Source organism: uncultured Nostoc sp. (assembly GCF_964245445.1).
In the GTDB taxonomy this organism is placed as follows: domain Bacteria; phylum Cyanobacteriota; class Cyanobacteriia; order Cyanobacteriales; family Nostocaceae; genus Nostoc.
In genome coordinates this window covers 1-19522 of the sequence record NZ_CAXTNE010000145.1, presented here as the reverse complement: position 1 = coordinate 19522, position 19522 = coordinate 1, and the positions used below count along the sequence as shown (strand labels likewise).

Annotated in this window: 11 protein-coding genes and 2 pseudogenes; 7 read left to right on the top strand and 6 right to left on the bottom strand. The window is 43.2% G+C overall.

Translation table 11 applies throughout. The features are described from left to right. Positions 1-79: 79 nt before the first annotated feature. A complete protein-coding gene (locus tag ACFE90_RS22270; protein ID WP_375504385.1) occupies positions 80-241 on the bottom strand; it encodes a hypothetical protein in 162 nt (53 codons plus the stop codon). On the opposite strand from ACFE90_RS22270, the pseudogene ACFE90_RS22265 reads away from it, so the two are divergent. Continuing rightward, positions 240-662, top strand: a pseudogene (locus ACFE90_RS22265) (T3SS effector HopA1 family protein); the annotation flags it as partial. The gene ACFE90_RS22270 and the pseudogene ACFE90_RS22265 sit on opposite strands and share 2 nt — an antisense overlap. Before the next feature lie 78 nt (positions 663-740). Here ACFE90_RS22265 and trmB read toward each other — a convergent pair. Further along, complete coding sequence (trmB, locus tag ACFE90_RS22260; protein WP_375504383.1) at positions 741-1388, bottom strand: tRNA (guanosine(46)-N7)-methyltransferase TrmB; 648 nt, start codon at positions 1386-1388, stop codon at positions 741-743. A 738-nt stretch (positions 1389-2126) separates the two neighbouring features. On the opposite strand from trmB, the gene gyrA reads away from it, so the two are divergent. Together gyrA and lnt are read left to right on the top strand one after the other, a co-directional pair. Then, on the top strand, positions 2127-4733 hold the full coding sequence (gene gyrA / locus ACFE90_RS22255; RefSeq protein ID WP_375504381.1) for a DNA topoisomerase (ATP-hydrolyzing) subunit A: 2607 nt from the start codon (positions 2127-2129) through the stop codon (positions 4731-4733). Next, positions 4714-6426, top strand: coding sequence for an apolipoprotein N-acyltransferase (lnt, locus tag ACFE90_RS22250; RefSeq protein ID WP_375504379.1), 1713 nt, complete (start codon positions 4714-4716; stop codon positions 6424-6426). Before gyrA ends, lnt begins: the two co-directional genes overlap by 20 nt. A gap of 201 nt (positions 6427-6627) precedes the next feature. On the opposite strand, the gene egtC is transcribed toward lnt, so the two are convergent. Continuing rightward, positions 6628-7425, bottom strand: a complete 798-nt coding sequence (gene egtC, locus ACFE90_RS22245) for an ergothioneine biosynthesis protein EgtC (RefSeq protein WP_375504377.1) — start codon at positions 7423-7425, stop codon at positions 6628-6630. A gap of 886 nt (positions 7426-8311) precedes the next feature. Between egtC and ACFE90_RS22240 the strand changes: the two genes are divergently transcribed. The 3 genes from ACFE90_RS22240 (at position 8312) to ACFE90_RS22230 (ending at position 13325) form a co-directional block, all read left to right on the top strand. Beyond that, the gene (locus ACFE90_RS22240; protein WP_375504375.1) at positions 8312-9502 is read left to right on the top strand and encodes an efflux RND transporter periplasmic adaptor subunit; all 1191 of its coding nucleotides are present in this window, start codon (positions 8312-8314) and stop codon (positions 9500-9502) included. Positions 9503-9516: 14 nt separating this feature from the next. Then, the gene (locus ACFE90_RS22235; protein WP_375504373.1) at positions 9517-12813 is read left to right on the top strand and encodes an efflux RND transporter permease subunit; all 3297 of its coding nucleotides are present in this window, start codon (positions 9517-9519) and stop codon (positions 12811-12813) included. A 233-nt stretch (positions 12814-13046) separates the two neighbouring features. Further along, positions 13047-13325, top strand: a complete 279-nt coding sequence (locus tag ACFE90_RS22230; protein ID WP_375504370.1) for a hypothetical protein — start codon at positions 13047-13049, stop codon at positions 13323-13325. A 436-nt stretch (positions 13326-13761) separates the two neighbouring features. Here ACFE90_RS22230 and ACFE90_RS22225 read toward each other — a convergent pair whose 3' ends face one another. From ACFE90_RS22225 to ACFE90_RS22215, 3 genes and pseudogenes are all read right to left on the bottom strand, one after another. After that, entirely contained in the window at positions 13762-14589 is an 828-nt protein-coding gene (locus ACFE90_RS22225; protein WP_375504368.1) for an IS5 family transposase, read from the bottom strand. Positions 14590-14918: 329 nt separating this feature from the next. Further along, positions 14919-15866 (bottom strand): general stress protein, encoded by a 948-nt coding sequence (locus tag ACFE90_RS22220; protein ID WP_375504366.1) that lies wholly within the window; start codon positions 15864-15866, stop codon positions 14919-14921. 696 nt (positions 15867-16562) lie between these two features. Continuing rightward, positions 16563-17486 (bottom strand): annotated as a pseudogene (locus ACFE90_RS22215) (cytochrome P450); the annotation flags it as partial. A gap of 62 nt (positions 17487-17548) precedes the next feature. Between ACFE90_RS22215 and ACFE90_RS22210 the strand changes: the two are divergent. After that, on the top strand, positions 17549-18802 hold the full coding sequence (locus ACFE90_RS22210; RefSeq protein ID WP_375504364.1) for a DUF4336 domain-containing protein: 1254 nt from the start codon (positions 17549-17551) through the stop codon (positions 18800-18802). Positions 18803-19522 lie beyond the last annotated feature (720 nt).

Genomic DNA, 19522 nt, shown 5'->3' with positions numbered 1-19522 from the left:
GTTTTAATGATAAGTCTTTAGCCGGACATGATATTACACCTGCACCCCCATGTCCATAGTTATGAATGATGCAAGTGTCTTATTCTCGCTCTAAACGAATATTCTGCTTTCGGAAAGGACGTAAACCCGCACGAACAGGTTCGTGAGAATCAATTTGGGCATCTTTTAACGCTGGCATAAACTCAATACATCGTCTATGCATATCTTGAAGTGGCTTGTAATTTTCTAAGCCAATATTCAAAGATACCTTTTTGTTTGGCGGAACAATTCGGGAAAATATTAGCTTGGCACATCCTGAAGCCACTTTAGCTGAGATTATTGAGGCGGCGCGATTGGCGGGTGCTGATGAGTTTATTAAAAAGTTACCTATGGGTTATGAAAGCCAGATTGGTGAAGGAGGTGGGTTATTGTCTGGAGGACAGCGACAAAGAATTGCGATCGCAGAAGAACCAGACCAAAAATTTGGCGAAAAAGAAAGTTTTGGTACAAATCGCTGTCAAATTATTGCCAATGGATTGTTAGAAGCTTGGCAGCAAGAAGATAATTCCCCAGAAGGTCGGATGACATCGATTCTGCAACAATTCTCTTTGAGAGAAATTGATTTGCAACGTCCTTACCTGAATGCAAAGTCTGAAGATATTTACAGAACGTTAAAGTTATGAAAATTACTAATCTTACCCCTGATATTCCAAATCCTGATATTCAGCCTCAGTTAACCACCGCAGATGAACTTGCCCTTGCTAATCTGTATTTGTCACCCTTTTAAATAAAGCTCGATAAACAGGCTCACCCTTTTTTTGCGTACCTATTTCTCGTTCTGTGGGGACTGGTAGCGGATTTTCTGCTAACCATTCTTCTGTACCAACTTTCTGATAAGCTGGGTGAGCAGCAAAGCGATCGCGCATTTCCACAGCAACAAACTCCATATCTGATTGCAGAAATACAACTCCTCCAACTGCAAGATAACTGGCTAATTCTGCCACTAGTTCTGGTTGCACTACACGACGTTTAGCGTGGCGGGTTTTAAACCAAGGATCGGGGAATTGAATTGTAACGCGCTGTAAACTTCCTGGAGGGAGGGAAGATAAAAGCGAGTGCAGTGAGTTATTCACATTGCAAAATAAGTAGTGCAGGTTTGTGAAACCTAACTTAGAACGTAACTTATTCGCCTCTAACACCAAAGGTTCTCGAATTTCCAAACCGAGAAAATTCCAATTGGGTTCTATTTTGGCCATATTTACCAAAAACTGTCCTTTAGCGCAGCCAATATCTAAATGTAGTGGTTGATTTGGCTTTGCATAAATTTTTTCCAAGTCTTGGGGACTTGCTGGTGTTTGATACTTTTTACCAAGTGGATTAACATGCTGGCGGACTCGGACTGCTGCCAAAATTTTCTCTCCTGTACGTGAAAATATCCTGATATACTAACTATGAAACTCCTTTTCGATTGACGAACTGTCACAAACGTTTGAAATTGTACTTAATCAGGAAGCGTAGCTTGCCGCCATAGGCATCGCCTCATCAAAAAAAAACCAACGTGTACCTGAGTGTAAAGTAAAACGTAAAACCTTTATTGCCTAAGACTTTGAAGAAACTCTTGCTTGAGCGCAAAATAGTTAGTAATCTCTGCAACAGTAAGCGGTGTAACTTTTGTTTCTGCTCGGATTGGCTGTAATAAAGCATTTAGGCTGCAATGTGAACTGTTAGCCTTTCTGTATACGCAATCGGAACTCATGCCAGTTATCCTAAAGTAGTCACCTATTTTTAGTTGTTGGAAAGTCATCATATCCTCAAAATTTTTGGTAGATAACGGTTATAAAAGTAAGAGCTTATAAAGCCAATTTTAAGTTGTTCTCTTAAATTTACCCTGTCATATTTCAAGTTAAGTAAATTTGCACTAAGCAAGCTTTTAGTTCATTGCTCTCTTTAACTAACTAAAAGCCTCTTTACCGTCATTTATTATACCTTTTTTTACTAGATATTTTAGTTAGCTACCCAGGCAAAAAAAAGCAATACATGCTAGAATTATATCAAAATATGGCAATTATTCAAGAGCAATTTAGAATAATTTTGCGCTTTGTTGAGTAAACAAGCTAAAATCTACGATTTTTGGAGATTTTTAGGTTATGACAACCTCACAGGAGAGGATTATCCCGATAGACTTGCGAACCGAAATGTCGCAGTCTTATCTGGAATACGCCATGAGCGTGATAGTGGGTCGGGCGTTGCCAGATGCCAGGGATGGTCTAAAACCTGTGCATCGTCGCATTCTCTACGCAATGCACGAGCTAGGTCTGCTCCACGATCGCCCTTTTAAGAAATGCGCCCGTGTGGTAGGGGAAGTGTTGGGTAAATATCACCCCCACGGTGACACGGCAGTATATGATGCCTTGGTACGGATGGCGCAGGATTTTTCCATGCGATCGCCCCTAGTTAACGGACATGGTAACTTTGGTTCGGTAGACAACGATCCGCCAGCCGCCATGCGGTACACAGAATGCCGCTTACAAGCTTTAACTAGCGCTGGTCTACTCCACGACATTGAGTATGAAACCGTAGATTTCGCCGATAACTTCGACGGTTCCCAGCAAGAACCGACAGTGCTACCGGCACGGATTCCCCAGTTGTTGCTCAACGGTTCCTCTGGGATTGCCGTGGGTATGGCAACCAACATTCCCCCCCACAACTTGGGCGAATTGATTGATGCTTTAGTGGCTGTAATCCACAATCCAGAAATCACCGATCTCGAATTAATGCAGTATGTCCACGGCCCAGACTTTCCGACTGGGGCGCAAATTTTGGGGACATCTGCCATTCGAGAAGCTTACACCACCGGGCGTGGTTCCATCACCATGCGTGGTGTCGCTAACATTGAAACCGTTGAACAACGGGGACGACCAGATAGAGAAGCAATTATCATTACCGAATTGCCCTATCAAACCAATAAAGCGGCGCTGATTGAAAAAATCGCCGAAATGGTGAACGAGAAGCGTCTAGAGGGCATTGCAGATATCCGGGATGAAAGCGATCGCGACGGGATGCGAGTTGTCATAGAACTCAAGCGTGATGCTTATCCCCGCGTTGTGCTGAACAACCTCTACAAGCAAACGCCACTGCAAGCCAACTTCGGCGCAAATATGCTGGCGTTGGTGAATAGCGAACCCCAAGTACTCACCCTCAAGCAGTTCTTAACCGTCTTCTTGGATTTCCGTATCGAATCCATTGCCAGACGTACCCGTTACGAACTGCGGAAAGCCGAAGAACGCGACCATCTCCTGCAAGGATTATTAATTGCCCTGTCCCACTTAGATCCAATTATTGTCTTGATTCGCCATGCTCCCGATGCGCCGACAGCCAAAGGCGAATTAATCACAACTTACGGACTTTCGGAAGTGCAAGCAGATGCGATTTTGCAAATGCAATTGCGGCGCTTGACTGCTTTAGAAGCAGACAAAATTCGTTTGGAACACGAGGAATTACAAGCGAAAATTACCGATTTGCAAGATATTTTGGCACGCCGGGAAAGAGTGCTAGAAATCATTGAAACCGAAGTCGCGCAACTAAAAACTAGTTTCGCCACACCCCGCCGCACGGTTATTTTACCAGGGGAAGGGGAATTAGATGACCGTGACTTAATTGCCAATGAAAAAGCAATAATTCTGGTTACAGAGCAAGGCTACATCAAACGGATGCCAGTTAACACCTTTGAAGCGCAAAGCCGTGCTACCAGAGGCAAAGCCGCAGCCAAGGTGAAAGATGATGATACCATTGAGCATTTTTTGACTTGCTGCGATCACGACAGTATTTTATTCTTTAGTGAGCGTGGTGTTGTTTATTGCCTGAGAGCTTATCAAATTCCAGCGAGTTCGCGTACCAGTCGCGGCACACCAATTGTCCAGATGCTACCGATTCCCAAAGAGGAAAAAATCACCTCGATTGTACCGGTTGACGAGTTTAGCAGTGAAGAATATCTGGTCATGCTCACTAAGGGCGGCAATATCAAAAAAACCGAATTGGCAGCGTTTAGTCACATTCGCGCCAATGGTTTGATTGCGATTTCCTTAGAAGAAGGCGACCAACTGCGCTGGGTGCGACGCGCTAGAGTAGAGGACAGTGTAATCATTGGTTCTCGTAACGGGATGGCGATTAACTTCCGGTGCAACCACGAACAACTGCGTCCTTTAAGTAGGGCGACTCGTGGGGTAAAAGCCATGAAACTCAAAAATAAAGATGAACTGGTGGGTATGGATATCCTCCCCGCAGCAATTCTTGAAACTTTGGATATAGTTACAGAAGCCGAAACTGAAGATATCGAAACAATCGAAACAGAAGATATCGAAATGACCGAAACTAATGAAGAGTCCGCAGAAGTGCCTAGCAGTGGCATTGTTGGCCCTTGGGTGTTGGTAATTACAATGGGAGGATATGGTAAGCGCGTACCAGTTGCCCAGTTCCGCCTGCAAAACCGTGCTGGTCAGGGTTTAATGGCAACCAAGTTCAAAAACCGCAAAACCAAAGACAAGTTAGCAACCCTACGCATTGTCAACAATGATGATGATGAAATCATGATGGTGACAAATCGCGGTATTATCATCCGTCAAGCGGTTAATGCGATTTCTATCCAATCGCGATCGGCAACTGGAGTCAGAGTGCAGCGTTTAGACGAAGATGACGCCATTACCGGAGTGGCAGTAGTTCCACCTGATGCTGCCGATGCAGAAGAAGCAGAGTAAAAAGCAGGGGGAGCTGGCGTTGCAGGGGAGGCAGGGGGAGAGGTTTATCTCTTCACTCCCTTGCTTGACTGCCTTAGCTAGCGGCATTTTAATGGGGCTAACCGTAGCCCCTGTAGGTGCATGGTTTTTGGCTTGGATTGCCATAGTCCCCTTATGGGTGCTAGTTGTCACTTCAGCCAAACGCAAAAACCAATCCCCCCCTGCTTTCTTCTGGGGTATCGGTTATCACGGTGTCGCCCTATCTTGGATTACCGGAATTCATCCGATGACATGGTTGGGCGTTCCTTGGTTGCCAAGTTTGTTAATCACCCTTTTTTGTTGGGGATTTATCAGCCTCTTGGGAGGGGTATTCGTTAGTATTTGGGCGGCTGTGATGGTTCGCCTGAACGGACAAAAACCGTGGCTACGTATACTGATTGGTACAGCCATCTGGTGTGGCTTAGAGAGTCTATGGAGTGCTGGCCCTTTGTGGTGGAGTTCTCTTGCTTACACCCAAAGTCCGCACAATATTGTAATTTTACATTTGGGGCAACTCTCTGGGCCTAATACTGTGACAGCTGCGATCGTTGCCGTGAATGGCTTGATTGCTGAAGGATGGACGAACCGCCAAGACGCCAAGATTTCCTCTGTGTCGCGCCAGTTGCTACAAGTCGGGGAACCTGACGACACTTGCTTCAACGCGGGGAACCCGCGCAACGCAGTGTCTCCCCAACGCGCTGGCTTCTCTGCGCCTCTGCGGTTCGTTAATAAATACTGGGTTATCGCTACAGGATTATTAATTACCTTACACCTTATAGGTTTTATCTTATATAGCCGTCCCATCGCCCAATTACCAGAAGCAGCCTTGAAAGTGGGGATTGTTCAGGGTAATATCCCAAACCGACTTTTACGAAGTTCCGAAGGGTTTCGTCGCGCCCAAGAAAACTATACCAATGGATATCTAACTTTAGCAGACCAAGGTGTAGATGCAGTCCTCACCCCAGAAGGAGCCTTACCTATTTTCCAGCGTAACTTGATGGAAACTGCTTTAGTCGCAGCCGTGAAGGCAAAAGGTGTAGTTGCTTGGATTGGGGCTTTTGGCGAACGGGGAGACAGTTATACAATTAGCTTGTTTACTTTCAACAGTAAGGGTGAAATTGTCAGCCGCTATGATAAGTCCAAACTAGTACCTTTGGGAGAATATATTCCCTTTGAAGGAATTTTAGGTGGGATAGTTCAACGCTTGTCGCCTTTGGAAGCACACCAAGTTCCGGGTTCGGCAAATCAAATATTTGATACTCCTTTTGGTCGGGCGATCGCTAGTATATGTTATGAATCTGCTTTTCCTGAGCAATTTCGCCGTCAAGCTGCTGCGGGTGGGCAATTTATCCTCAGTTCTTCTAACGATGCCCATTACACTGCATCGATGCCATTTCAGCACCATGCACAGGATATCATGCGGGCAATTGAAACTGATAGATGGTCAGCACGAGCAACTAATACAGGATATTCAGGCTTTATAGATCCTCACGGCAGAACCTTGTGGATATCTGGATATAATACTTACGAAACTCATGCTGAAACAATTTATCGGCGACAAACGCAGACTTTATATGTGCGTTGGGGTGATTGGTTGACACCATTGTTATTGATATCCTCTGGAGGAGCTTGGCTATTAATTCAACTTGGGCATACAAAAAAAATCAGTGATTAAGAATTAACTGCCAAATTACCCATAAGAAAAGAACCCCACTCCCAAATATTTAGTATGAATGCCTCCCGTGATAAGCAAATCATCTTAGATGCAGGCGATCGCTACTGATAAATTGATATCAATTTTATTTTTAAACTCTTACCAATAATGGTAAGAGTTATTTTATAACAGTAACCTGCCGCAATGTTTATCTAACCTTAATTAAGCAAATTTATCCAACAGACTAATTGTTGGCTGTAATGACTGAGCTTGAAAAAATAGCATACTTTGCTCACCAAAAGCAGTCCAATTTTGATTAGATAAACGCTCAGAGGCAACAATAATTTCGTCTGGGTGCTTGAGTGCATCACAAGACCAATAAAGAGTAGGAGCTTGTGTACGATAAGCGTAGCGAATTGCTGCAATTGCTTGACCATCGGTGACAATTATATTGGCACTAAAGCTGGTGTCGTATTTTGATGCTAACTCAGTCAATTTTTGAACCGTAGCATGTAAGGCTGAGAACAGAGTGCTGTCTGGAGATGACTGCCACATTTCCACTAACAAGGCGAAGATATGTTCAGAGTCAGTCATGCCTTTAATCAGGCCGTATGTGGAATCAGAGAGGCTGTCACGGATTGGTCTATAGAGAGTCTGTTGAAAGTTTGAGATTTCGCCATTATGCACAAACAACAGTTTCCCACTGCGAAATGGCTGACAATTGCTAATGTCGAGCGATTCACCTATCCCAGCCAATCGCGCATAGCCGACAGTACAAGTAGATTCTACATAGTTGCTCAACTCTTCCAGATTCGGATCGTTCCACATCGGGATCGTATTTCGGTAAATAAAGGGTTTACCCACTTCGTCATACCAGCCTACACCCACCCCGTCTGCACAAACTACTCCTGATTTTAATTCCAAAGGACTGTAACTTTGTTTGTAAAGCGAATGCTCCTGTTTATACAGCAACTCATCTAATAGGATGGAATTACCAAGGTAGCCAATTAATCTACACATAAAAAAATGACGTTGCTGAAAGAGTAATGAACAAAATTCAGTCACAAGCTCCGATAGAAATCGAACCTTTTAACTGTGCAATTACTGCGAATCTTTACTAAATTTAACAATTATTTTTTATCTTGTGTACGCTTGAACTATGACTAAAGTCATGGTTTTGTTTGCAAATTTTAGAATAACTTTTTCTAAAAAAATAGATTAAATAAATTTAGATATAACTAAAGGAAGTAAAAGATATTGCTATTTTATGCATATCATTTATGACAGGATAATTTATTGATACCCCATTTACTCAACGTCAGTTCGACGAACCTCTCCCTGACTTGAACTTTAGTTCAAATCTGTCCCTCTCGCCCGTCGGCTACGGTATACACATAAGTCTCTTAAACTGAACCTTTGTTGCATCGACCTGCACCTTTGTTGCATTGACCTGCAAAACATTAACTTACTCTACGTTACGCAGTAACTCTAAAAAACTTGTGCATACACAGTAGCGCCCCTCGGAAAGGAAGGTTTGCATTACTAACAAGCATTGCCCGCTATATCTACCCTACAAACTTAATTATCTCTACCTCTGGTAATTTTTTTAATCCGTTGGACTCATCTAATATTAATCCAGAGATTTTTTAAAAATGAGTTTGCTTGAGGTAAAGCCGCAATTCAGACGAAAGACGCATCTGAATGATCAACCAAATATCTAGATACCTAGAAAATTTACTGCGGCAATTCTGGAGTTCTTAGGCTTTCTGAATCCCTTAACTTGAGATGGAAAAGTTATGCAGTGTATAAAATTAGCTGATCAGCATTTTATTTCATGTTAAAACGTTCTTATTTACTTAAATACTTATACTGTTTATTCGCAAGTCCAGTATTCGTTATCACGCTAATGCTCACAGCATTGACCAGTGGTTGTCAAAAAAACGATCCAGCAGCAAATGCTCAAAGCCCGCCACCATTGCCGGTAAAACTTCAGAAAATTGATGCAGGCACAATCGAAGAAAGTTCCCAGTTTGTCGGGTCGTTGGAGGCGCAGCAAAAAGTCATACTACAGCCCCAAACTCAGGGACGAATCGAATCGATTCTCGTATCGAGTGGTCAGCGAGTGCAGCAGGGTACGCCGATCGCATCCCTGAGTTTAGATCAGACTCAGGCTAATGTCGCCAGTTCGATCGCAGCTGCAAGTTCCGCCCAAGCAGCATTAGCAACTGCCCAAGCACAGCAACAACAAGCCGAAGCCCAACGCACCAAAGCAGCCGCAAATGTTCAGTTGCAACGGACACAATCCAATCGTACCCAACAGTTAGTTAGCCAAGGAGCCATAGCTAGACAAGAGTCAGACGTTGCTAGAAATAATTTACAAAGTGCGATCGCAGACCTGCAAGCAGCCGAAAAACAAGTCACAGCATCGGGGGCAGCCGTCCGGCAAGCACAGGCAAATATCCGCCAAGCTCAAGCAAGCACGGCTGCGGCACAAGTCAACCTCGGTTTCAAGCAAGTGGTAGCACCCATTAATGGCGTAGTCGGTGAATTTCCGGTCAAGGTTGGAGATTATGTCAACATTGGACAAACAATTACCACACTCACACAAAACGATTCACTGGATCTCAATCTTTCTATACCCTCAAATCGATTAGGCCAATTACGAACGAACTTACCCGTTGAGTTAATCGATCCCACCACCCAGCAAGTGCTTGGTACAGGTGCGATTAGCTACATTTCTCCAAATGTAAGTTCTAACCAACAGTCAGTTTTGAGCAAAGCCCGCTTTCGGAATTCCCAAGGGCGATTGCGCGATGGACAATACGTTCAAGCTCGTGTGATTTGGAATCGACAACCAGGTATCTTGATTCCCACCGTTGCAATTTCTCGCATTGGTGGACAAAGTTTTGTGTTTGTCACCGAAAACAAAACCGTAAATGGACAACAGCAGCAAGTTGTGCATCAGCGTTTAGTGCGCCTGGGAGATATTCAAGGCACAAATTATCAAGTTATCGATGGGCTTAAATCCGGCGAAACGATTGTAACTTCTGGCATTCTCAAACTTAGAGAAGGCGCACCAATCCAACCAGTATCATAAATCCAGGATAATTTATGATTTTTTCGATCGCGAATACCTTTATCAAACGCCCAGTATTAACTACCGTTTGCACTCTACTCATTCTGATTGTCGGTGGCGTGTGTATTCCGTTGCTGCCACTTAATTACTTACCAGATATTGCACCGATTCGCGTTCAAGTCTCAGCTTCCTATACTGGGGCGGATGTGGAAACTGTCGAAACTGCGGTAACAACTACGCTGGAGCGACAGATTAACGGTGTTGAGGGAATGCAGTACATGACCTCAAACAGTTCAGCAGGTAGTAGCCAAATTTCAGTATATTTTGGGTCACAAATAGATAAAAATATTGCCCAAGTTAACGTCCAGAATCGTCTTGCCCGTGCTACACCTCGCTTACCGACAACGGTGCAACAATTCGGTGTGACAGCACAAACATCTTCTACAAGTATTTTGTTAGTCTATGCTCTTTATCCAGAAAATAATGAGTATGACGCGCTGTTTATTAGTAACTATATTGACCTAAATTTGCGAGATCAACTGCTGAGAACACCGGGAGTTGGGGATTTAACAATTTTTGGTGAAAAGCAGTATGCAATGAGGTTGTGGCTTGATCCAAATGCACTGGCAAGTCGAGGCTTAACTGTGGCAGATGTCTCCACGGCATTGCGATCGCAAAACATTCTCGCAGGAGCCGGAACGTTAGGTCAATCGCCTATACCTCCAGGTCAAAGTTATGAAATTCCGTTGCGAGTCAATGGTCAATTTAAAAATGCGTCAGAGTTTGAAAATCTAGTCATTCGAGCTGGAAGTAATGGCAATTTAATTAAACTCCAAGATGTCGGTCGTGCAGAACTCGGCTCGGAGACTTACAGCAGCAATGCCAGAAATAATGGTAAGCCGTCGATTGGGATAGCAATTTATCAATTACCTGGTAGTAACGCCCTGGATGTGGCAAAAAACGTTCAGGCTCAGATGAATGAGTTGATGAAAGACTTTCCACCAGGCTTAAAATCTGAGATTGTCTACGATACCGTTGGATTTGTGCAAGCGTCACTCGAAGAAGTGCTGAAAACACTAGTTGAAGCGATCGCTCTTGTGGTACTGGTGATTTTTCTGTTTCTGCAAAACTGGCGAGCCACAATTATTCCCCTGGTTTCCATTCCCGTTTCACTGATTGGGGCGTTAGCATTCGCTTACGTGTTTAAATTCTCGTTGAATAATTTGACGTTATTTGGCTTAATTTTGGCAACAGGATTAGTTGTAGATGATGCCATTATCGTTGTTGAAGCGATCGCCCGCAAAGTTGAACAGGGAATGCGACCACTTCAAGCATCAGTCGAGGCAATGGATGAACTTACCGGAGCGGTAGTTTCAACATCGCTGGTATTGATGGCAGTTTTTATCCCGGTGGCATTTTTCCCAGGTTCGACAGGAAAAATGTATCAACAGTTCGCGTTGATCATTGCTTTTTCAATCGCCATATCAACGTTTAATGCCCTTTCCTTTAGTCCCAGTATATCTGCAATTTTGCTCCGCCCGCCTCGGCCTGCACGCGGCCCGCTTGGTTGGTTTTTTAGCCGTTTCAATCAAATTTTACAATGGATCATTGAAAAGTATTTAGCGATCGTGAATTTTCTGATTCGCCTTCGTTATGCGGTAATCGGATTATTTGTGGTTGGTTTAGCTGCGACTTATTTTATGTTTACCCATGTTCCCACCGGGTTTGTTCCGAGTGAAGACCAGGGAATTGTCTTAGGTATTATTCAAGGGCCAGATGGAGTTGCCCTCAACTATACCGATCAAGTAATTACAAAACTCGAACAAATTCTCGAAAAAGAACCAGAGGTGAGTAACGTTTTCGCCACTTCGGGATTTGGCTTTGCAGGTAGTGGTTCAAATCGCGGTGTCTTTTTTGCAAAACTCAAGCCGTGGGAGGAGCGCACTCAACCTGATCAAACTGCCTCTGCAATCTTAACCCGAATAAATGGGGCATTTGCAAGGATTCCAGAAGCTATTATCACCGCAGTTAGTCCCCCGCCGATTCAAGGCTTTAGTACTTTAGGGGGATTTGAGTTACAGCTAGAAGACCGTACTAATGGAAGATTGACAATAAATGATTTTTTTGCTAATGCTCAAGCTGTGCTCGCCCAAGCGAATCAAAAACCAGCGCTCAAAGGCGGTGTTTTTACCCAGTTTACAGCTAGTACACCACAGTTTCAAATTGACTTCGATCGCACTCGTTTAGAAGCACTTAACATCGATTTTCAAGAAGCTGTCACCACACTTGGGGCTGCAATTGGCTCCCAGTATGTTAACGATTTTACTTTGGGACAGCGTAGCTACCGCGTATATGTTCAGGCAGATGCGAACTATCGGCGATCGCCAGATGATATTCAGCGGCTTTATGTGCGATCGGCAAATAACCAAATGGTGCCATTGAGTGAGGTTGCAAAAATCACACCTACTACAGGGCCATCTGTGATCTCCCATTACAACGGCTTCCGCGCGATCGATTTACAAGGTAGAGAAGCATCGGGCTACAGTAGTGGACAGGCGATTCAGGCAATGCAACAAGCGGTGACTGAAGCAGCAACACCGGGGGTTGGCAGTGATTGGATTGGAACTGCCCGCGAAGAATTAAGTGCAGGTAACTTGGGGATTTTGATTTTTGGCTTCGGGATCATTATGGTGTTTCTGACCCTGGCTGCTCAGTATGAAAGTTATATTGATCCGGCGATTATTCTGTTAACTGTACCGTTAGCGTTGTTAGGTGCATTGAGTGCATTAGCTTTGCGCGGTTTGGTTAATGATGTCTACGCAAACGTGGCGTTAGTGATGCTGATTGGATTAGCGTCAAAGAACGCCATTTTGATTGTCGAGTTTGCCAATCAAGCCCTTGAAGAAGGTATGACAATTCGACAAGCAGCCGTAACCGCAGCGCAAGAAAGGTTCCGACCGATTGTAATGACTTCAAGCGCCTCCTTGCTGGGATTTTTCCCCCTGGTAATCGCCACCGGAGCCGGTTCTGCCTCGCGCTGGTCGTTAGGAACAGCCTTATTTGGTGGGCTACTCGTAGCAACGATTTTGAGTTTGCTGATTGTTCCAGTCCTGTACGTAATCATCAAGACTTTGGAAGAGCGTTTCTTGAAGAATAAACCTGCTAATCGTTCTCAACCGCCATCCGCAAATGGAAACCAAGATGGAAACCAAGATGGACAATCAAGAGCGATACCTTCGGCAACGTCTTCCACGAACGCTCATCAACATTCATCTGTAATTGTCAGGCAAAACGCTGATGATGATAACAGACGTAATGATTCAAGCAAGTAAAAAAGGAAATAGGGAGTTGGGAGTTAGGGAAGTCCAAAAATTAAATCACTAAATTCCTCTATCCAAGACGACTATCAGATATCTGCTCCCCCTGCTTCCTCTGCTCCTCCTGCTCCCCCACTCTGCCTTCTATTACAAGAGGTAAAGATTAAGTTCCAACTTTAGGAGACGCTGAGACAATGTAAAGTATCCCCTGATAATTTAGCAAATTTATAAGCATTGGAGTAAAGCAAATGAATGCTAGATTGATCGCTTTCTCTGGCTTTGTGACAGCATTTGTGGGTGCAGGAATTGGTTTTATTGCTGCTAGTTTACTTCCTTGCCCTTACACGAGTCAAATGTATCAAAATTTGGAGCAAAAATACGCGATCGTTGGTGCAGTTGCTGGCTTGCTGATTGGTTCTAGTCAAGAAATGATTCGAGAACTCAAGCAAGAGCAAGATGCAGAAGAAAACTTGCTGCGGGATTTGAACAAAGCTATCCACTCAAGTACAGATAAAAAAAATTACTGATCTGTTAGTGCAAGACATTATTCTTTCAAAATACTTCTCTACACAACAACATTCTACTAAGGTAGAAAAAGTGGAAGAGTTGCCCTAGAACGCAATACGATTCAGTTAAGGCTTTACTTTTTGTCAAAGTGAATTTTTTTAACGAACTGCATAGACGCAAAGCGGCTTCCCGCAGGGTAGGACGCAAAGGACACGTTCGCGCAGCGTCTCGTTGGCGCAGCCTCTCGTAGAGAAGAGAAAGAAGAGAAGAAAGAAAAGAAAAAATGCTTAACTGAACTGTATTGGATCATAGCCAGCACTTTGAATAATACGCTTAACGATATTGCAAGCATCAAGCTCTTTTTGAGTAGTGATATTTTATCCAAGTCCCGGAAGAACGGCTTTTTCTTGTTCTTTATTTTCTCTAAGCTCTAAGAGGTTGTTTATAAAATAAATCTTAAGCAGTTGAGCAACGATGATTGTGGGCTAATCGACGTAACATTAGATGCGTCATAGCGGCGTATATCATGGTTTCGCTTGTTTGAGGATGATATTCGTAATCTTTACTTAGACGACGATAGCGACCAAGCCATGCAAGTGTACGCTCTACAACCCAACGTCGAGGTAATACTTTAAAACCTGAAGCGTCATCAGAGCGTTTGACGATCTCGATTACACAACCAATAAAATATCTGACCCAATCGACTAGTTTTCCTGCATATCCAGCATCCGCCCAAATTAAATGTAATTTGGGGAAAGAATATCGAATTTTATTTAGTACAAGCTTTGCTCCGTCACGGTCTTGAATTGAAGCAGCATGTACAACAACGATTAAAAGTAAACCCATCGTATCGACAAGAATATGGCGTTTACGACCATTAATCTTTTTTCCGGCATCATAACCATCAATCCCTCCTTTTTCAGTTGTTTTAACCGTTTGAGAGTCTATAATTCCAGCAGATGGTTCTACGTCTCGTCCTTCAATTTTACGCAGTTGCGTAGCTTGCCGCCGTAGGCATCGCAGTACGGTATGAATTTTTTGCCATACCCCTTTACGCTCCCAGCGTCGGAAATATGAATATACTGTTTGCCATGCAGGTAAATCGTGAGGCATCATTCGCCACGAGCAACCTGCACGCAATATGTAAAAAATCGCATTTACTACTTCGCGCATATCTACTTCACGCTTTTTTCCACGCTTTCGCTTACGTTCTGCTGGAATCATTGATTTTATCAAATCCCACTCGACATCGGAAACGTCTGTGGGATAAGGTTTTCGACTCATGGCATCCGATTCAAATACGACGACTGTCTCTTTTAAAATACGTGTCCTGGGAAATGAATGCGGTGCTCTTTATTTTTTATTTATAAACACCCTCTAAGAGGTTGTTTGAAAAGTTGTAAAGTATACTCAAAACCCCGCTTCCATTCCTCTCCCCCAAAGGTCGTGAGGCTTTGAAACCCCCATTCTTTTGTAGGGAAGAAGGCGCGGGGGTTTAGCTTTCCGAGAGCTTAAATGTTACCAAAAATACTTTTCAAACATCCTCTAAGAACAATAATCTTTCCAGAGCAGGGGTTTGGGCGTTTCACTATTAAGTTTTCCGGTACTCGCTTTTAGGAACGAATTAACATTGGGTCATAAATTTTAATTTTTTGAACGCCCCAATTACCCAAAATAGAGCTAACGTAATCAAGCTCATTGTCTGTGCCATTAACGATGAGTATGTAATTGCCTTGCTCAATTTGCTCGTTGTAAAAGCGTGCCCACTCATCTCCTATTCCTAGCCTCATAGCGTCAAAGCGCTCACTTAAATTAACACCTATTGATCCTTTAAATTGAGAAAAGTCTTTGCAAATTAGGGAAATCTGGTTTACTGGGAAACCTGCGGCACAGATATCATTAATTGCAGCTTCAACATTATCTATGTTATTAAAGTCACTAACAGCATATTTGCTTAAAATCCCACTTTTATTAGAAATGGCAGTAGCAGAAGTTGTGGTGGTCAGATAATTTGTAGTTCCATGTTCACTGTTGAGATGCTCATAAATGCCAAACTCTTCAATACCCCAACGCAGAAGAATTGCTTCTACTTTAGCAACTTCAAAAGATGTACAATCTACGATTATTAAATAGTGTCCAACCTCTACTCGCTGGTTATATGCTCTAGCTTGCTCTTCTGACATTCCCCAACCAACTAATGCACCAGCAAAAGTCCCAGTAGCTGCACCAATGCTTGCCCCTACAAGGGTTGTAACCAAAGCGGTTGCAGCTGCTCCAGCCAGCATTATTGGCCCAACTCCAGGGATTGCTAAAGTACCTAGACCTACTAATAAACCAGTCAACCCACCGACAGCGCCCCCTGAAAGCCCTCCTACCGTTGCGCCTTCGTCGGATTTATCACCTATTTCATCACTAATCTCATGAGTGCGGTCTGTATTCTGTACAACTACAGATACTTTTTCCATTGCCAAGCCAGAATCTCTCAACTCATGTAGTGCTTGTTCTGCATCTCGACGATGAGTAAATACGCCTACAGCACGTTGATATTGACTTAAAACCATTATTACTCCTTGGTAGCCCAGGAAAATTAATTACCTACAAATATAGTATTTCACTATTTGTAATATTAAATACGAGTTTGTTGAACTGAAAATCATCCATCCTTAGTAATAAAATTCATGACAGACGCGGGTTATAAATAGGTTCACTTTAGAAAAATCAGTTTCCCCTCGGAACATCTCCAACCACTAGCGAAGAGCGATTTATTTACAACAGCGCTACAAGTGCATTATAGTTTGACCAAGACGGTAGTGCATCTGGGTTTACTCAGGTACAATTTGCACAAATATCTGCTGGATTATCAGTAACCGAAAAGAATTTTGTGGTTGTTTAATCCCAATTAGCGCTCTTTTTCACCAAGCAGTACGGCTTGTGAGGTGCTATTTTTAGCATCCTCTTACTCGATTAGGAGAATGCAAGTTATTTTGGTTAAGTGATAGCTATTACGACTTACGTATTGACAAAAAACATCATCTATAGATTGTAGATAAGGTTTAGAAAATGTTGGTCAGTTCTACCAACAGCTAATTTCCACAGTTGGCGAGACTGTCGGCGTTGGTGATGGTGAATCGTTTTGGAATCGATATTTGCGTCAGTGACAGATGGCTGTGAATTTTGCTAGTGGGTGTAAATCGGTGGTGTGCGATTGGCTGGTAGTGATATAAAGTATCGTTGAATTTTCGGAATCGGCACACGTCCTAATTGTCGTCAAATCTCATCTTGACTCCATGCTTAAGAGCCAGTGTAATACTTCTGCGCTGTAGCTTTTCTGGTTGATTCTCAACCAACGCTAGTTTATAGTGTGACATAATAATTGCTAAAACAAGCTTCATTTCAAAGGGAGCCAAAGCATCACCCACACAGCGACGAACACTAGGATCAAATGGCATAAATTCATAGGGAGAAAGAAAATTGGCGATTCAAAAAGCGTTGAAGGTGAAATTGCTGGTGCTCTGGGTATAAATCTTCTCGTTGATGTAAAAGATAAATGCAGCCAATCATTACTGTCCCAGGCTCTAAATGATGTCCCAATAGTTCAGTTAATTCTTGGATTACTCTAGGGAAAGTAAGCATAGCTACAGGATAAATTCGTAAAATTTCATTACAGACCGTAGTCAGATAAGATAATTGCACGATGCTCATAGGGTTAGAAGAATCACCAAGAAGATTTAATTCTTGGAGCATTTTTTCACGTACTTCTGGTAAACGATGAATCCAATACAAACCCCAAGCCATTGCTGATGCTGTAGTTTCATCTCCAGCTAGCAGCAATGTCATCATTTCATCGCGCGACTGTTAATCGCTCATCGATTCACCTTGTTCATCCTTGGCTGACATAAGTAAGGAAAGGATATTGATGCGGTTAGGATCGTTTTGTAGCCGACGCTCTGCAATTTCTGGATAGAGTAATTGATCAATTTGCTGCCTCAGACGTAGAATTTTTCCCCAAGACTCCAAGCACCTAAATCTTTTTGCAGGAATAAGAAAAAGAGGAAGGCAGAAGTCAAGGAAGATTGAAACACATCTGTTATTAATATCAGTAATCGCTTGAGTTTTTGATAGCGTTCACCTTCAGACAAACCGAAAACTGTTTGTAATATAACTTCTAAAGAAATCTGCAATTCTAGATTCTTTGCAAATCGCAGCATCATGTATTATTAGAAATTAAGTGAATAGAACGACGATGAAATCACAAGAAGCTAAATCAAGGGCAGGACTACTTGAGCAAAAGATGTTTCCTTTAACCCACCCAAAAGATTGGTCATGGCCATTCTGGGCTGCTGTACCAGTCTACCCTTACGGCAGGCGGCGGACACTTCGTAAGGAAATAGTTGAGGACACTATTTGGACATTCGATCAGCTTCACGGCATTCTCTACACCATCGTGCCGATTCGCATGACTGTCGTCAAACTTGCTGCCGGAGGACTTCTGGTCTATGCACCCGTTGCTCCAACAACTGAGTGTGTCCGCTTGGTTAATGAGTTGGTTACAAAGCATGGTGAAGTTAAGTACATCTTACTGCCAACCAGTTCTGGTCTAGAGCATAAAGTTTTCGTTGGTCCCTTTTCTAGACGTTTTCCTCAAGCACAAGTCTTTGTTGCCCCGCATCAGTGGAGTTTCCCGTTCAACCTGCCGCTTAGTTGGCTAGGCTTCCCCCAAAAACGAACTCAAGAACTCCCAGAGGATTCAAGCCTTGCTCCCTTTGCTCTGGAGTTTGACTATGCAATATTGGACATCAATTTAGGACGAGGATCTTTTGCAGAAGTTGCAGTGTTTCACAAGCGATCGCACACTCTGCTTGTAACTGATTCTATACTTTCTGTACCAGAAAACCCGCCGGAAATCGTTCAATTAGATCCTTATCCTTTACTGTTTCATGCAAGGGAAAATGCCTTGGAGACGATCAAGGACAATGAAGACAACCGCCGCAAAGGATGGCAACGCATTTCATTGTTTGCGCTTTACTTGCGTCCTAGTGTGCTGGAAGTTACTCCAATCGGACAGATGTTTCGTGATGCTCTCAAAGCACCACAGCGAACCCTAAAAACGTACTTTGGTTTATTTCCTTTTCGCTGGCAAGAACCCTGGAAGCAGGCATTCGATGCTCTACGAGGTCAGGGGCGACCATTTGTCGCACCGATTCTGCAAATCCTTATTCTTCCCCAAGCACCAAGACAAGTCCTCAACTGGGCTGATACAGTTGCAAGTTGGGATTTTCAGCAGATTATTCCCTGTCACTTTGACTCGCTAATTTTGGCAAATCCGCGTCAATTTCGGCAAGCATTTGCTTTTCTTGAGAAAAATCCCTCTATAAGTAATGACTTTTCTTCTAGCGAAAGTCAGCCTCTATTGGAGGAAGACTTGAAATTCATTAAGGAACTTGAAGCGGGTCTAGTTAAACGCGGTATCGCAACACCAGCTAAAGAGAAGGTGTAATCAACAATATTCGTATCTCACCCGGACAAGTTTGGTCAACTGATAGCATCTGCGCCCGATTGGGTGGAAATAGATGAGTTCAATTGTTGCGATCGCTATAAACTAATTTACTTTCTCACGTTTGATTTTCCATAATCTAGATTTTTTTGCGACGATGTTTTTGCGCTGACTAGCACTGCATCTTTACTAAAAATAGAAAGTGCAACTTGCTCCCTCAACCTCCCTACTGTTGATTTATTTAGGCATGGCAGTCGGCTCTCTTCTGCCAAGAAGAATGAAGCGTAAGAGTTGAGCTTCTTCTAAGTTTTGATTTTCTCGTAACCTACTAATCGCACTGGGCAAAATTCTATCGGCTGGCACGCTGACAACTAATTTTCTATAAACCTATCCCACTAATAATATTTTGTTAATCCAGATGTGAATGGTAGCGAGGTCAATGAATGCGTCAAAATAAACCTTTTAACGTTCTGACTTTTCCCCTTAAGTCTTGAAGGAACAACACATCTGCACCATCTAGATCATAGGCTTGTCCAGGTGTGAGGTGCTTTGAGCCTTTTCCACTGGTCATCCCTTAGAGCATAACGACGGCAAGTCATGGCGAGCAAATCCTTCTAGCTTGGTCATTTCTACTTTATCTTTCTTTACATCAACTGATGACACGCCCAAGGAAAAACAAAAGCCTCCTCATTGTGATGAGAAGGCTTTTTGTTAGTATAAAGA

Excerpts from the sequence above, each read along its gene's own strand:
- ACFE90_RS22235 (WP_375504373.1), top strand. The coding sequence starts at position 9,517 with ATGATTTTTTCGATCGCGAATACCTTTATCAAACGCCCAGTATTAACT.
- gyrA (WP_375504381.1), top strand. The coding sequence starts at position 2,127 with ATGACAACCTCACAGGAGAGGATTATCCCGATAGACTTGCGAACCGAA.
- ACFE90_RS22210 (WP_375504364.1), top strand. The coding sequence starts at position 17,549 with ATGAAATCACAAGAAGCTAAATCAAGGGCAGGACTACTTGAGCAAAAG.
- ACFE90_RS22240 (WP_375504375.1), top strand. The coding sequence starts at position 8,312 with ATGCTCACAGCATTGACCAGTGGTTGTCAAAAAAACGATCCAGCAGCA.
- egtC (WP_375504377.1), bottom strand. The coding sequence starts at position 7,425 with ATGTGTAGATTAATTGGCTACCTTGGTAATTCCATCCTATTAGATGAG.
- ACFE90_RS22225 (WP_375504368.1), bottom strand. The coding sequence starts at position 14,589 with ATGAGTCGAAAACCTTATCCCACAGACGTTTCCGATGTCGAGTGGGAT.
- lnt (WP_375504379.1), top strand. The coding sequence starts at position 4,714 with ATGCAGAAGAAGCAGAGTAAAAAGCAGGGGGAGCTGGCGTTGCAGGGG.
- ACFE90_RS22220 (WP_375504366.1), bottom strand. The coding sequence starts at position 15,866 with ATGGTTTTAAGTCAATATCAACGTGCTGTAGGCGTATTTACTCATCGT.
- ACFE90_RS22230 (WP_375504370.1), top strand. The coding sequence starts at position 13,047 with ATGAATGCTAGATTGATCGCTTTCTCTGGCTTTGTGACAGCATTTGTG.